Source organism: Paractinoplanes hotanensis (assembly GCF_023717965.1).
Lineage (GTDB): Bacteria > Actinomycetota > Actinomycetes > Mycobacteriales > Micromonosporaceae > Actinoplanes > Actinoplanes polyasparticus.
On sequence record NZ_JAMQOL010000042.1, the window covers coordinates 123,479 to 136,535 of the forward strand.

General features: G+C 69.1%; 14 protein-coding genes and 1 tRNA gene. 6 read left to right on the forward strand and 9 right to left on the reverse strand.

What is annotated here, in order from left to right:
* Positions 1-31: 31 nt before the first annotated feature.
* From LXN57_RS29755 to LXN57_RS29765, 3 genes are read right to left on the reverse strand one after another with little or no spacing between them, the layout of a single operon-like run.
* Positions 32-1,471: a PP2C family protein-serine/threonine phosphatase gene (locus LXN57_RS29755; RefSeq protein ID WP_251801515.1), complete on the reverse strand. Its 1,440-nt coding sequence runs from the start codon at positions 1,469-1,471 to the stop codon at positions 32-34.
* Positions 1,468-1,950 carry an FHA domain-containing protein FhaB/FipA gene (locus tag LXN57_RS29760; protein ID WP_221380902.1) on the reverse strand — a complete coding sequence of 161 codons (483 nt, stop codon included), beginning with the start codon at positions 1,948-1,950 and terminating at the stop codon, positions 1,468-1,470. The genes LXN57_RS29755 and LXN57_RS29760 overlap by 4 nt, the downstream gene beginning before the upstream one ends.
* A gap of 5 nt (positions 1,951-1,955) precedes the next feature.
* Positions 1,956-2,759: an FHA domain-containing protein gene (locus LXN57_RS29765; RefSeq protein ID WP_221380903.1), complete on the reverse strand. Its 804-nt coding sequence runs from the start codon at positions 2,757-2,759 to the stop codon at positions 1,956-1,958.
* A 197-nt stretch (positions 2,760-2,956) separates the two neighbouring features.
* Between LXN57_RS29765 and LXN57_RS29770 the strand changes: the two genes are divergently transcribed.
* The 3 genes from LXN57_RS29770 (at position 2,957) to LXN57_RS29780 (ending at position 5,056) form a co-directional block, all read left to right on the forward strand.
* Positions 2,957-3,039: transfer RNA gene (locus LXN57_RS29770), tRNA-Leu, on the forward strand.
* A 494-nt stretch (positions 3,040-3,533) separates the two neighbouring features.
* A complete protein-coding gene (locus tag LXN57_RS29775) occupies positions 3,534-4,349 on the forward strand; it encodes a WecB/TagA/CpsF family glycosyltransferase (RefSeq protein WP_251801516.1) in 816 nt (271 codons plus the stop codon).
* Positions 4,350-4,456: 107 nt separating this feature from the next.
* The gene (locus tag LXN57_RS29780) at positions 4,457-5,056 is read left to right on the forward strand and encodes a hypothetical protein (protein ID WP_251801517.1); all 600 of its coding nucleotides are present in this window, start codon (positions 4,457-4,459) and stop codon (positions 5,054-5,056) included.
* A 2-nt stretch (positions 5,057-5,058) separates the two neighbouring features.
* On the opposite strand, the gene LXN57_RS29785 is transcribed toward LXN57_RS29780, so the two are convergent.
* The 3 genes from LXN57_RS29785 to LXN57_RS29795 all read right to left on the reverse strand — a co-directional run bounded on the left by LXN57_RS29785 (position 5,059) and on the right by LXN57_RS29795 (position 6,736).
* A complete protein-coding gene (locus LXN57_RS29785) occupies positions 5,059-5,511 on the reverse strand; it encodes a hypothetical protein (protein WP_221380906.1) in 453 nt (150 codons plus the stop codon).
* Positions 5,512-5,666: 155 nt separating this feature from the next.
* Positions 5,667-5,885 carry a DUF397 domain-containing protein gene (locus tag LXN57_RS29790; RefSeq protein ID WP_438872929.1) on the reverse strand — a complete coding sequence of 73 codons (219 nt, stop codon included), beginning with the start codon at positions 5,883-5,885 and terminating at the stop codon, positions 5,667-5,669.
* Entirely contained in the window at positions 5,855-6,736 is an 882-nt protein-coding gene (locus LXN57_RS29795; protein ID WP_251801562.1) for a helix-turn-helix domain-containing protein, read from the reverse strand. The genes LXN57_RS29790 and LXN57_RS29795 overlap by 31 nt, the downstream gene beginning before the upstream one ends.
* A 389-nt stretch (positions 6,737-7,125) precedes the next feature.
* Here LXN57_RS29795 and LXN57_RS29800 point away from each other — a divergent pair, with 389 nt between their 5' ends.
* Positions 7,126-7,425 (forward strand): hypothetical protein, encoded by a 300-nt coding sequence (locus LXN57_RS29800; RefSeq protein ID WP_251801519.1) that lies wholly within the window; start codon positions 7,126-7,128, stop codon positions 7,423-7,425.
* 4 nt (positions 7,426-7,429) lie between these two features.
* On the opposite strand, the gene LXN57_RS29805 is transcribed toward LXN57_RS29800, so the two are convergent.
* Positions 7,430-8,509 (reverse strand): Stk1 family PASTA domain-containing Ser/Thr kinase, encoded by a 1,080-nt coding sequence (locus tag LXN57_RS29805; protein ID WP_251801520.1) that lies wholly within the window; start codon positions 8,507-8,509, stop codon positions 7,430-7,432.
* A 166-nt stretch (positions 8,510-8,675) separates the two neighbouring features.
* Here LXN57_RS29805 and LXN57_RS29810 point away from each other — a divergent pair, with 166 nt between their 5' ends.
* Positions 8,676-10,007, forward strand: coding sequence for a Hansenula MRAKII killer toxin-resistant protein 1 (locus tag LXN57_RS29810; RefSeq protein WP_251801521.1), 1,332 nt, complete (start codon positions 8,676-8,678; stop codon positions 10,005-10,007).
* A 5-nt stretch (positions 10,008-10,012) separates the two neighbouring features.
* Here LXN57_RS29810 and LXN57_RS29815 read toward each other — a convergent pair whose 3' ends face one another.
* Positions 10,013-11,479 carry a glutamate-cysteine ligase family protein gene (locus tag LXN57_RS29815; RefSeq protein ID WP_251801522.1) on the reverse strand — a complete coding sequence of 489 codons (1,467 nt, stop codon included), beginning with the start codon at positions 11,477-11,479 and terminating at the stop codon, positions 10,013-10,015.
* Positions 11,480-11,640: 161 nt separating this feature from the next.
* Positions 11,641-12,219 carry a YceI family protein gene (locus tag LXN57_RS29820; RefSeq protein WP_251801523.1) on the reverse strand — a complete coding sequence of 193 codons (579 nt, stop codon included), beginning with the start codon at positions 12,217-12,219 and terminating at the stop codon, positions 11,641-11,643.
* A gap of 103 nt (positions 12,220-12,322) precedes the next feature.
* On the opposite strand from LXN57_RS29820, the gene LXN57_RS29825 reads away from it, so the two are divergent.
* Positions 12,323-12,808 (forward strand): MarR family winged helix-turn-helix transcriptional regulator, encoded by a 486-nt coding sequence (locus LXN57_RS29825; RefSeq protein ID WP_251801524.1) that lies wholly within the window; start codon positions 12,323-12,325, stop codon positions 12,806-12,808.
* The last annotated feature ends 249 nt before the right edge of the window (positions 12,809-13,057 follow it).

Below are 13,057 nucleotides of genomic sequence, written 5' to 3' on the forward strand. Positions count from 1 at the left end.
GAAGGATCCCCAGACATGGTCGAGCCGAAGCTCAGTTGACGGTCCGGCACCCGGCCGGATCGGCAGCGGGCGCGGACTCTGACGCCTGAGCGGACGGCGTACTGGTGGGCACGGAGGAGGGCGGCGCCGCGACGGTGCTGCCGTTCGTGGTGCTGCCGGGCAGCGCAGTGCTGCCGGCACGGTTGCTCGCCCCGGCCGAGGGTGCGACCGGCGGCGCCGACGTGGGAGCCGGCGCGGTGGTGGGCACGATGCAGAGTGGCTTCAGATTCGGGTTGGTCGGAACGTCGTCGGTCAGTTCGGCGATCATGCGCTGGGCGTCCGGCCGGTCCTCGGCGTGGATGCCCTCCTTGACCCGCTCCTGCGCGACCACGGTGAGGTCGTCGAGGCGGGACGGACTGGTCTCGTTGACGTTGGACAGGTCGAGGCCGGCGATCTCGCCCGGCACCCCGCGGAAGATCGCGAGCTGACCAGCCTCGGTCGCGCCGACGTAATACTGCTTCTGCGTGTACTGGTAACCCAGCCACAGGCCCCCGCCGAGCACCCCGAGCAGCACGAGCACGAGCAGCGCGGCCCGCACCGGATGGCCCTTCGGTTCCGGCTCGGCGTAGTTGTCGTTCTCGGGCTGCGGCTGCGCCGGACGCGGCGCCTGGAGCGCGGCGGCCCGGGCGGCCGAGGTCGAGCTGTCGGCGACCGTGTTGTTGCCCCGGTCGAGCGAGGCGGCGCCACCCACGATCGGCGCCTGCTCGACGATGTCGTGGTCGGTCGCATCGGCGATGACGACCGTGATGTTGTCGGGGCCGCCGCCGCGCAGCGCGAGCTGCACCAGCCGCTCGACACAGGCCTGCGGATCGGCGATCTCACGCATCGTCTGCCCGATGGTGTCGGAGCTGACCACGCCGGAGAGGCCGTCGCTGCAGATCAGGTAGCGGTCACCCTTGAGCACCTGACGGACGGAGTACTCCGGATCGATGTCGCGGCCGTCGAGCGCGCGGGTGAGCAGCGACCGCTGTGGGTGGCTGCTCGCCTCCTCCGGGCTGACCCGGCCCTCGTCGACCAGCATCTGGACGTACGTGTCGTCCTTGGTGATCTGGGCGAACTCGTTGTTGCGGAGTAGGTAGGCCCGGCTGTCACCGATGTGCACCATGCCGAACTTGCTGCCCGAGAAGAGCACCGCGGTCAGCGTGGTGCCCATGCCCTCGAGCTGCGGATTCGCGTCGACGGTGTCACGAAGGTGCTGGTTGGCCGTGCCCACCGCGTGACGCAGCGCGTCGACCATGGCGTCCCCGGGGACGTCCTCGTCGAGCGGCGCCATCGCGGCGATGACGATGTTGGACGCGACGTCACCAGCAGCCATACCGCCCATGCCGTCGGCGACGGCAAGGAGCCGAGGCCCGGCATACACGGAGTCCTGGTTGAGGTCTCGGATCAGACCGCGGTCGCTCTGAGCGGCATAGCGCAGGGTCAGGGTCATGGCCGTAACTCGAGGGAAGTGCGCCCGATCCGGATCGGCACGCCAAGGGGGACGGGAGTAGGTCCGGAGACCTTACCGCGGTCGAGATAGGTGCCGTTCGTCGAGCCGACATCCTCGACGAACCACTGACCGTCGCGCGGAACGAGCCGTGCGTGCCGCGCCGAGGCGAAGTCATCGGTGATGACGAGGGTCGAATCCTCGGCACGCCCGATGGTGATCGGAGCCTCGCCCAGCGTGATGCGGGTGCCGGCCAGGTTGCCGGCGGTAACCACGAGCTGCCTGGCGGCCTTACCGCGTTTCGCCTTCGCCGGCCGGCCCTCGGGAACCGCGCCACCCACCCCCCGAGGGCTGGCGACGATGCTCTTGGACCGGACCCCGGCGAAGAGATCCCGGCGGATCACCCCGACGACCGTGAACACGAAGATCCACAGCAGGATGAGAAAGCCGAACCGGGCGACGGTGAGGACGAATTCGGGCAAGGTGCCTAGCCGTCCACTCGGAATGTCAGCGTGGTCGTGCCCAGCTGGATCATGTCGCCCGGGTTGAGCGCCACGGCCGAGACGCGCTGACCGTTCACCATCGTGCCGTTGGTCGATCCCAGGTCGGTCAGCACGACCTGGTTGCCGTCGTAGTCGAGCCGGGCGTGCCGGCGCGAGATGCCGACGTCGGGCAGGCGCAGGTTGGCCTGGTCGCCACGGCCGATCACGGTCGAGCCCATCTGCAGCGGGTAGGTGCGCCCGTCACCGGAGATGAGGCCCACGCCACCGCGCCCGTTCGGAGCACCGCCGCCGCCGTGCGGCGGGTAGCCGCCGTGCTGCTGCTGTTGCTCGTAGGGCGGGTACTGCGGGCCCGCGTCGTACGCCGGCTGCTGCACCGGGGCGACCTCGCCACCGGTGTAGACCTCGGCGGTGACCCGGAACATGCCCGTGTCGAGCCCGTCACCACGCTCGATCTCGACGATCACGTCGCCGTAGACGGTCCAGGCCTGCTCGCCGATGAACTCGGCCTGTGACTGTGCGAGTTCCTGGGCCAGCGCGGCGGCGTAGGGCGCCAACCGGCTGTGGTCGTAGGGCGAAAGGTCGATCACGTAGCGATTCGGCACCAGCGTGCGGCCACCGGCAAGGATGGCCTTGTGCGCCTCGGCCTCCCGCTGCATGGCATTCAGAATCTCCACCGGGTGCACGACACCCTTGAACACCTTCGCGAAGGCCCCCTCAACCAGGCCTTCCAATCGCTTTTCAAAGCGCTGCAGCACGCTCACCGGCTCCTCCTCGGCTTCCGAGGACATGATGGTATCCGGCCGCCGCTTGCGCACCTGTTGCGCAAGGTCGACCGGCACTTCTGACCCTCGTATGACACCCGTAGACGCCGTGCTAGTCTTCCCTGGCGTCAGGGGCGATATCAACTCGCTTGGTGACGTGCGACAGCGTAGTCTGTCGCAGCCAGTAACAAAAAGTCAGGTCTTCGGCCTGTCTAATAAGCCACGGGGATGTGGCGGAATGGCAGACGCGCACGGTTCAGGTCCGTGTGTCCGAAAGGACGTGGGGGTTCAACTCCCCCCATCCCCACGAGTCGCAGGCGCAGAGTGTCCGCTGAGAAGCGCGGACCTCTGCGCCTCGTCATTTCTGCTCAGGGGGCCGAGCCCCCTGAAACCCCGCGGTGCGGGCGCCGGCTGAGCGGGATATCTCACTCGGGTCGGGGAGTGCCGGCTTCGCCGGGGTCCGGTGGGATCGGACAAAAGTCGCGTAACGGGCATAAAATGTTGCTCTGCGTGTTGGTCACGGTCTGGTTCCAACCTTGCGGCCGGCGGGGACAGAGTGACTTCGGGTCGCGGATTCGGGTGCTACCGGATCAGGGATCGGGTGCTGCCGGGTCACCGGGGTAGGGCCAGGGCGGCTGGGCCACGGATCGATTGCTGCCGGGGGCACGGGTGGGGGCACGGCGGCATGGGTCACCGGATCGGGCCGCAGGGGGATGAGCCCGGACGGGTGATGGGGGTTCTGGTCGCTATGCTCGGCGGCGGAAAATGGCTGGAGAAACACTTACGTCAGGGGTGCCGACCGTGACTGCCGCTACCGGGACGGGCAAGCGCAGTGTGCTTGGTGTGCTCGTTGACATCACTGACTACGCGGACGCCACGGCGCGGATCATGGAGGCCGCGCGGGAGCGGCGCGGGTACGCGGTCACAGCGCTGGCGGTGCACGGGGTCATGACCGGTGTGCAGGACAAGGAGCACAACCGCCGGCTGAACTCCTTCGATCTGGTCACGCCGGACGGGCAGCCGGTGCGGTGGGCGCTCAACACGGTGCACAAGGCCGGGCTCGCCGACCGGGTCTACGGACCGACGCTGACGCTCAAGGTCGTCGAGCAGGCGGCGGCCGAGGGTCTTCCTGTCTATCTGTACGGATCCACGCAGCCCACGCTCGACCGGCTGGTGCCGGCGCTGGAAGGCATGTTCCCGGCGCTCAAGATCGCCGGCGTCGAGGCGTCGAAGTTCCGGATGTCGCACCCGGGCGAGGCCGGCGAGATCGCCGAGCGCATCAAGGCGTCGGGCGCGCGCATCGTTCTGGTGGGGCTCGGGTGCCCGCGGCAAGAAATCTTCACGTACGTCATGCGTCCGCTTCTTGACATGCCGCTGCTGGCGGTCGGCGCCGCCTTCGACTACCACGCGGGACTGCTCAGGAACCCGCCCGCGTGGATGCAGAAGTACGCCCTCGAGTGGCTGTGGCGCCTGGGCCTCGAGCCGAAGCGGCTGTGGAAGCGGTATGTGCTGCTCAACCCGGCCTACCTGGCCCGGCTGGCCGCTCAGCGCAGTGGCCTGTGGAAGGCCACTCCGCCCCCGCCGACCACCGAGCCGGTCACCAGCTTCGCCGTGTGATCCCCGCCGACGAGGGGTCTCGGGGTAATCGACGACACTTCCCCTACGGGACCGGTGGGGTGATAACCCGGTTTCGCGCCGGAGCCCGTCGGTGAACGCTGTCGATTGTGAACATCGTCGCGGACCTCATCCTCGCCGGCGCCCTCGTCGCCGTCTGGCTCACAGCCGGGCTGCTGGCCGACTCGCTGCCGTCGGCCCGTTCGGCGCTCCAGATGCGGCGCCGGGCCGGCCTGCTCACCGCGCTGGTCGCCGGGGGTGCCGCCGTGTTCGTCGCGATCCCGCTGGTCACCGGACTGCTGCCGGGCGACTCGGCGGCGCCGGCGGCGGCTCTGCTGCCGGCCGTTCCCGCTCTTGTCGCCCTCACCGCCACCCTGCACCGGGTGGCTCAGGTACGCCGCGGTGCGGGCGCCTTCGACACCGCGCCGCGAACGCCGGTGCCGCCCGGCCTGCGCGCGGCCGCCGCACATCCGCTGATCCTGGTTCCGCTGCAGGTCACGGGTCTGGCCACGCTGATCAGCCTGCCGATCGCGGGCGGGCTGGTCGAGGTGCCGGGCACCGACCTGGCCGGCATCGCGATCACCGTGGTCGGGGTGGCCGTGCTGGCGATCGGCATCCGGGCCGGGCTGCGGCACAGCCGGCTCAGCCTCCAGGCGCTGGCTCCGATCGGCCGCAACCGGCTACGGGCGCCGGTCGACTCGTCCCGCTGAGCTCAGCTCTTCTTGGCTTCCTGCACATACAGCAGCTCGAGGATCGACCGCGCCGCCTCGAACCACCGGTCCAGCCAGTCCGATGTGGGCAGTGTGCCGCGGGCGGGCAGCTCCAGGAGCAGGCCACGCAGCAGCGGATGATCGGCCATCGACTCCGACGAGCCGGAATCGGGCCAGCCGCTGGACGGGAAGACCGGCTCGCTGAGCCCGTGCAGGTCGAGCGACGGCAGTTGGGCCGCACGGTCGAGCGGGCTGGTCGGCTCGATGCTGTGCGACCGCCCCGGCGACCGGGTCGGCAGGCCCGAGGAGCTGCCCCGCGACATCAGCTCGCCGTCCGAGGTGTCTCCGGAGAGTGCCGCGTCCCGCCGGTTCTGCCGGTACGCGCTGACTCCGCCGCTGAACCTGTCCTGCGCCGTCGACGAGCTGCTGCTGAGGTTTTCCGAACCAATCGTCATCTGTCTGCCCTGCCTCGTTCGGGGAATTGACCCCGCCGGTGTGCGCGGTCCGGACCGCGCTTTTGGCGTTCAACGAGGCGAGCGCGGAAATGACTACGGCCGGCTCCCCCGCACCGGACGGGAGGGGCCGGCCGCAGCTCGGCGGACCGGGCGGCTCAGAGGTCGAACTCGCCGTCCTTGGCTCCGCCCACGAACGCGTCCCACTCGGCGGCAGTGAAGATCAGCGCCGCTCCGAGCGGGTTCTTGGAGTCGCGGACCGCGATCGCCTCGTCGACGAATGCGACCTCGACGCAGTTGTCGGAGTTCGGCCCACTGCGAGTGCTCTTGAACCACTGTGCCCGGCTCAGATCGACCCGGAGACCCTTCGCTTCGATTTCCACAATGGCTCCTCTGCCAGCATTTGAATCATCCCGATGGACTCCTCCGGTGGGAGGGCCGTCGTCCGGATGGTCTCGAAGATGGAGATGTACTTGCTGAGCTCCTCGGCCTTCTCGAGAAACAGGCCACCGGTCGCGTTCTCGGTGAACACCACGTCGGCGTCGCCTTCCTCCTCGAACTCGAGAATGGCGAACGTGCCGTCCATCCCGGCGTGCGCACCCGCCGCGAACGGCAAGATCTGCAACGTCACGTTCGGCAACCGGGCCGTCGTGATCAATCTGGCTAACTGATCACGCATGACCTCGTCGCCGCCGACCGGCCGACTCACCACCGCCTCATCGAGCACCACCCAAAGATCGATCGGATCGTCCTGAATCAATAACGACTGCCGTTCCATCCGGACGCGCACCCGCTGCTCGATTTCCTGGTCGCTGTCCCCCGACCGGGCGGCCCGAATCATCGCAATTGCATACTCTTCGCTCTGCAGCAGACCGGGAATGACCTGCGATTCGTACGTGCGGACCAGCCTCGCGGCGGCCTCTAGGCCGACATAGGCTCCGGTCAAAACCGTAGAAAATGGGTGCCACCATCCCTTTTGCTGCGCTTCTCGGGCAATTTGGACAAGCTCCAGCTTCGCCTCGTCAGAAACGCCGTAAATGTCCATCATGGCCGAGACATCACCGGGAGTGGCGCTGGTGTGTCCCGTCTCAATTCGGGACACTTTGGACGTGGAACAACCGAGTCGCTCCGCCACCATGTCGATCGTGACCCGAGCGGCCTCGCGGTGCCGGCGCAGCTCGACACCCAGCCGGCGGCGGCGAATGGTGGGACTGCGGCGTTGATTCACGACCACCAGTCTCCTGTCGATCATTTAACGATTCAAGTTGACCGTTGCCTACCGATCGGTAATCACGAAGGGCTGACATGCAACTTGCATCGACCCCACTCGTGGTGCAATCTTTTCGGTATGGCCCACGTCACTACGCCCATCCGGGCGATGCGGCTGGGCCCCGCTCAACCCTCAGATGCGCCATCGTTAACGGGGTACCGATCTTAATGTTCGTCCGACGTGGACTGATCCACTTTCGGGCGGCCATCGGATCGGTGACGGTGACGTTGTGCAACGCTTTTGATGATTGGCATCACCAGAGGCTTGCACTGCGGTTTTTGCCGGGCACACTTGGTGCTTTCGTGTCAAGGTTCGTCCCGCGACGAAGTTTCAGGGCAGGAGATGACGTGCTTCCTCGGTCCGGTGATGTTCTCCACGTGACGAAGGCGGCGAGCGTCCAATTCGCAGCGCCGATGCTGTTCCGTGTCATTCGGGTCCACGACTGGCCGACCTACGACGGCTGGATCTGGCTGGACGGATACGAGCTGAACGCAGCGGGGGACGCGGTGGAGCGACGATCGATCTTCGTTCAGGTCAGCGGCCTGCGGGCCGTCGGCAAGGCGCCCGACCCCCGGGCGCGCAACGGCCGCCAACCCGGCCTGGTCAGTGGCACGGTCCAGACCCGCGCGGTCCGCTCCAACCGCTGACCGGTCAGTTCTGACCCTGGTCCGGATCCTCCGTGGGGCCGGTCGGTGTCGTCGGCGTGTTCGTGGCCTCGGCCGCGATCACCAGGGTGACCGTCGTGTCCGGTGGCACCTCCTGCCCCTCCACCGGGTCACTGTCGATCACCGTGCCCGCCGGCACGTCCGGCGCCTGCCGGTAGATCAACCGGTAGTTCAGGCCGGTCGAGCGCAGCGCCGCCTGAGCCTCGCTCAACGCCAGTCCGCGCAGCGCCGGAATGATGACCTCGGCGCTGGTCGGATCGGTGGTGGACGGCTCCGGCGAGGGTGTGGTCGGCGTCGGACTGGGCGACGAGGTCTCGGTCGTGACCGTCTCGGTGGGCGTGACCGCCGCACTGGTCGTGACGGACGGTGCGGGCGTCTGCTCGTCGCCCGAGGTGTTCACGAGCAGATAGACCGCCCAGCCCAGCACTGCCAGCAGCACCAGGGCGATGATGCCGACGACGATCGGCATCCACCAGCGGTCGCGTTGCGGCTGCGGCGCGGCTGCGGCCCAGTCGACCTCGGGGTATCCGCGGCCCGGCAGCGGTGAGCGCACCTCGGCCCGGCCCGACCACGCGGGGTTGGCCCGGCTCGGGGCCCAGTCGTCGTCGTTCACCGGCGGCAGGATCGCGGTCGAACCGGGACGGTCGGCGACCACGGTCGGCTCGTCCTGGACCGTGGGCACCTGGCGCGCGTCATCCAGCGTGTCGTCGTCGCGGCTGCCCTTGCCGGGCAGCGTGTCCTCGTCATCGGGCGCAGGCACGGCGGCCCGGCCGACGGTCATCGCCTCGGCCGGCGGCCCGTCGACCTGGGTGGAGTCCAGGTCAGCGGGGGTGCCACCCACCTGGGTGGCGTCGAGGTCAGCCGGGGTGCCACCGACCTGGGTGGCGTCAACATCAGCCGGGGTGCCACCCAACCGGGTGGGATCGGGATCAGTCGGCCGGCCGGCTGGCGGGGTGGCGTCGGAATCGGCCGGTTCGGCACCCGCCGGGGTGGCTTCCGGCTCGGGAGGCGGGTCGTCGGCGTCGCCGGGCGAGAAACGTCGCGTCTCGTCGCTCTCGTCGGGCATCGCCTCTCCTTGGGCTCGTTCACCAGCAGGGGTCAACGTATCGAATCTTGCGAGACATGTCTGGCCTCCGCAGGACAAACACACCAGGTGGCTACGGTTGAAACGCATACAGGGTCAGCGCCGCACCGATTCGCAGGCATCGGTGGGTACCGCTACAGTGCGGCCCATGGCCGACAAGGGCTGGACGGCACGGATAGCGACGGCGGCGGGCGCCGCCGCGGGGACGGGCGCCGCGCAACTGGGCCTGGGCTACGGCCTGGGCGTGGTGGTGTGGCCGGTGACCCCGACCCCCGACGACAGCGCCTGGCTGGGCAGTCTCGGCTGGGCCACCTGGATCACGGCGAGCGCCACGGTGTTCGGGGCAGTGCTCGGCAGCCGCTACCGGGGCGGTCCGGGCCCCAGCACGAGCGCGGCCTGGCGCTTCGCACTTGCCGCCTGCGCCGCCGTCGGTGCCCTGGTGACCGTCGCCCTGATCGCGCTTCCGGCCCGTTCCGCCGTACGGCTGGACACCTTCTCGCCGCAGGTCATCGCCGGTGGCTACGCCGCTGTCGGCCTGGTGCTGGGCCTGGTCGTGGCGTTCTGGGCGGTGTCGTCGAGACCGGTCGCCGCCAACCTGATGGCCACCGGCGTCTGGCTGTGGGCGCTGGCCGTCGCCAGCATCGTGGTCGAGCTGAGCACCAATCGCGAATCGGCCACCTATCTGACCAGCTGGCAGTTCGCCGAGGTGGCCAGCAGCGGCCGCTACGGCACCATCTACTGGCCGAGTGCCCTGCTGACGCTCGGCGCCGCCTTCCTGGTCGGCGCGCTGGCTGCCGCCCCCGCCGCCCGGCGCGGCGACCTGGGCGTCGGCGCCACCACCTCCGGCGCCGCCGGACCCCTACTGGTGGCCATCGCCTTCCTGGCCCTGGCGCCCCGCTTGACCGGAGCTCTGGGCGCGATCGAGTCGGCGTACCTGATCGCTCCGTACGCGGTTCTGGCCGGCCTGGCCGGCTCGGCCTTGGCCGTAGCCGCCGCCCGCGCGCTCGCCGATCGCCGCTCCCGCCGCGCACAGCCCATCGCCGACCACCCGGCGCCGGCAGCACCCGGCCCTCGCGCTCCCACGGAGCCCAGCGCCCGCCCGGCCGACGCGCCAACCGCCCGCCTCGCCCCCGTCGGCGTGGCCACGGTCGAAGAGGCGCCGCCCGCCAAGCCGAAGACCGGACTCTTCGGCCGGGCCAAGCCCGCCGCACCCCGGCCGGAACGCTCCGACCAGGACATTCCGGCCCAGCCCAGCCCCAGCGCCAAGTCCGCGGCCAAGAAGAACGACCCGCAGACCAACGGCAGGCCCGCAAGCGCCGTCGTCGACGCCGAGATAGCGTCGGCTGCCCGCTCCCGCCCGAGGCCACGAAAAGCCGCGACGGCCCCCGAAGCGCGCAAAACACCTAAGTCCACTGTGACTCCGCCGCCGACGGCGCCCACCGTCGCGCAGATCAATCCCAAGCCGACGGCGAAGGACTGAGCGCTTCAGGCGGTGGGCCAGGTGTGCACGGGCTCGTTGGTGCGGTGCAACTCGGCGTAGCGCAGCAACATCTCGTGCAGGGCCGCGATCCGGGAAAGACCCCGGCGCTCCGCGGAGCGTACTGCCTCGGTCTGCCACGACGCTCCGTTGCAACGCAGACGGCAGCGCTCGTCGATGATTCCCAGGAGCCGGTCGCGGATCATCGGCTCCACGCCGTAGCGGTCCAGACCCTCGTACGCCAGGGGTAGCAGCACCGATCGCACCAGCTCAGCCACCGGGATCTCACCCCGGCCGGGCCAATAGGCCGTCGCCTCGATCCCGCCGATCGCGCCGGCGTGGAAGTTGTCGAGCGCCGCGGCGAACGGCAGACGCGACCAGATCGGGCGCTCGTCCTCGGCCAGCCGGCGCACCAGCCCGAAATAGAACGCGGCATTCGCCAGCAGGTCGGCCACGGTCGGGCCGGACGGCAGCACCCGGTTCTCCACCCGCAGGTGCGGCCGCCCGTCCATCACGTCGTAGACGGGCCGGTTCCAGCGATAGACCGTGCCGTTGTGCAGGCGCAGCTCGCCGAGCCGGGGCACCCCACCGGCCCGGAGCACGTCGACCGGATCTTCGTCCTCGAGGATGGGGAGCAGGGGCGCGAAGAAACGGACATTCTCGTCGAAGAGGTCGGTCACCGAGGTGATCCAGCGTTCACCGAACCACACTCGGGGGCGTACCCCCTGAGCCCGCAGTTCTTCCGGCCGGGTGTCGGTGGCCTGCTGGAACAGGGCGATCCGGGTCTCGGCCCAGAGCCGCCGGCCGTGCAGATAGGGCGAGTTGGCGCCGATCGCGACCTGGACGCCGGCGATGGCCTGGGACGCGTTCCAGTAGCTGTCGAAGCGGTTGGGCGGCACCTGCAGGTGAAACTGGACACTCGTGCAGGCCGCCTCGGGGACGATCGAGGCGCTGGCGCTGCGGAGCCGCTCGACGCCCCGGATGTCGAGGTCGAACTGTTCGCCGCGGGCGCCGGCCAACTCGTCGTTGAGAAGGCGGTACCGCTTGTTGGCGCTGAGGTTCTTGAGCACCAGGTCGTCGGGCGACAGCGTCGGCAGCATGCCGATCATCACAATGCCGCAGTCCGTCCTGGCGGCGGCCCGGCGCAGGCTGTCGAGCAGATCCTGCTCGTAGTCGCCGAGGCCACGACCGGCGATCGACCGCGGCGGCGCGTTGAGTTCGAGGTTGAATCGGCCGAGTTCGGTCTGGAAGCACGGGTCGTCCAGTTCGGCCAGCACCTCGGCGTTGCGCATGGCGGGCCGGGCGTGCTCGTCGATCAGGTTGAGCTCGATCTCGAGCCCGGTCATGCCGTCGGAGTCGTCGAAGAGGCCCCGGTGGAGCATCTGGGCGAAGACGTCGAGGCATCGGCGCACCTTCTGGCGGTAGGTGACGCGAGCCTCGGGGGCAAAGCCGAGAGTCGCGAGATCCTTGCCCACTTGCCCTCCTGGGGCGGCCGGCGCCGGAACGGAACGTCGATGATCGCTCTGTGATCGATTGCTTGCTTTGCGTCTACCTTGCCATTTCGGATTGGGGCGCGCCACACAACGGCGAACCGCCGCCCGGAGGCCCGGACGGCGGTTCGACAGTGGACGGTGGATCAGGCGCGGCGGATGGCCTCGCCCTCGATCTCAATCTTGATCTTCTTGCTCACCATGACGCCGCCGCTCTCGAGGGCCATGTTCCAGGTCAGGCCCCACGCCTCGCGGTCGATCTCGGCGGTCGCGCTGAAACCGAAGACGGCCTGGCCGTACGGGCTGGTGCCGGCGCCCTCGAACTCGACGAGCAGCTCGACCGGCTTGGTCACATCCTTGATCGTGAGCTCGCCGTCGAGCACGAACTCGCCGCCCGCGTGGCTCTTGATGCCGGTGCTGCGGTAGGTCATGACCGGGTACTTCTCGGACTCGAAGAAGTCACCGCTGCGCAGGTGGTTGTCCCGGTCGACCTGGCCGGTCTCGATGCTGGCGGTGTTGATGGTCGCCTCGACCGAGGACGCCAGCGGGTCCTCGCCGATCGTGATGACAGCAGAGGCGTCCGCGAACTGACCGCGAACCTTGCTGACCATGAGGTGTCGCGCCACAAAGCCGACCCGCTTGTGCGCGGCGTCCAGGTCGTACGTGCCGGCGGCCGGGATCTGCAGACCCTCGTACGCACGGGTGGTGGCGACGGACTCGGTCATGACTGGTTCCTTCTCTCGAAGAGCGGTGGTCGGTGTTTGTGTGACGGAGCAATAATATGCCAAGCAATATTCCGCGTGTCAAGGTCCGGTGTAGGATGGGAACGTGAGTACGGATCTGGATGACCCCCGCTTCACCGCGTTCGGCCTGTTCGCCGAGGCGTTCACGGGGCTGACCAATCGCTTCGCCGCCCAGTTCGAGGAACACCGCCTCTCGTCCGTCGAGTTCGAGGTGCTGATGCGTCTGGCCCGCTCCCCCGGCCGGCGCCTCCGGATGACGGACCTCGCCGGTCAGACCTCCCTGTCCACCAGCGGGGTGACCCGCGTCGTCGACCGCATGGACCGTGACGGGCTGGTACGCCGCGAGGCCTGCCCGAGCGACCGGCGCAGCTCGTTCGCCGTGATCACCGAGGCCGGCGTGAGCCGCCTCGACGAGGTCCTCCCCGGCCACCTCGAGCTGCTCCAGCAGTGGTTCATCGGCCAGCTCACCCCGGGCCAGCTCGACGGCATGCTCGAGTCGTTGCGGACGATCCGTGACGCGGTCAACCCGTGCGCGACGGCCGGCACCACCGAGGAACGCCCGGCCGCCTGAGCAGGATCCTTGATCAATGAGGACACTCGACGAGGTCGTCACAAAACGGTCCGTGACGGTCGCGCCGGAAGTTCTGAGGGAAACCGGCAGAACTACCGGCAGAACCGGGCGACTCGGCGGTCTAAACGGACAAATCTGCCGTGTTCCTGTGACGCGCGCGGCTACTGTGATCCACGCAGGGGGATGCGGCGCGACCGAGGCGACGGCGGGGCTTGACGGGGGAGCTTCGTTCTCGCCGCGTAACTGGCG

Coding starts and splice junctions, on each gene's coding strand:
- LXN57_RS29810 (WP_251801521.1), top strand. CDS start 8,676: ATGGCCGACAAGGGCTGGACGGCACGGATAGCGACGGCGGCGGGCGCC.
- LXN57_RS29820 (WP_251801523.1), bottom strand. CDS start 12,219: ATGACCGAGTCCGTCGCCACCACCCGTGCGTACGAGGGTCTGCAGATC.
- LXN57_RS29785 (WP_221380906.1), bottom strand. CDS start 5,511: ATGACGATTGGTTCGGAAAACCTCAGCAGCAGCTCGTCGACGGCGCAG.
- LXN57_RS29805 (WP_251801520.1), bottom strand. CDS start 8,509: ATGCCCGACGAGAGCGACGAGACGCGACGTTTCTCGCCCGGCGACGCC.
- LXN57_RS29765 (WP_221380903.1), bottom strand. CDS start 2,759: ATGTCCTCGGAAGCCGAGGAGGAGCCGGTGAGCGTGCTGCAGCGCTTT.
- LXN57_RS29755 (WP_251801515.1), bottom strand. CDS start 1,471: ATGACCCTGACCCTGCGCTATGCCGCTCAGAGCGACCGCGGTCTGATC.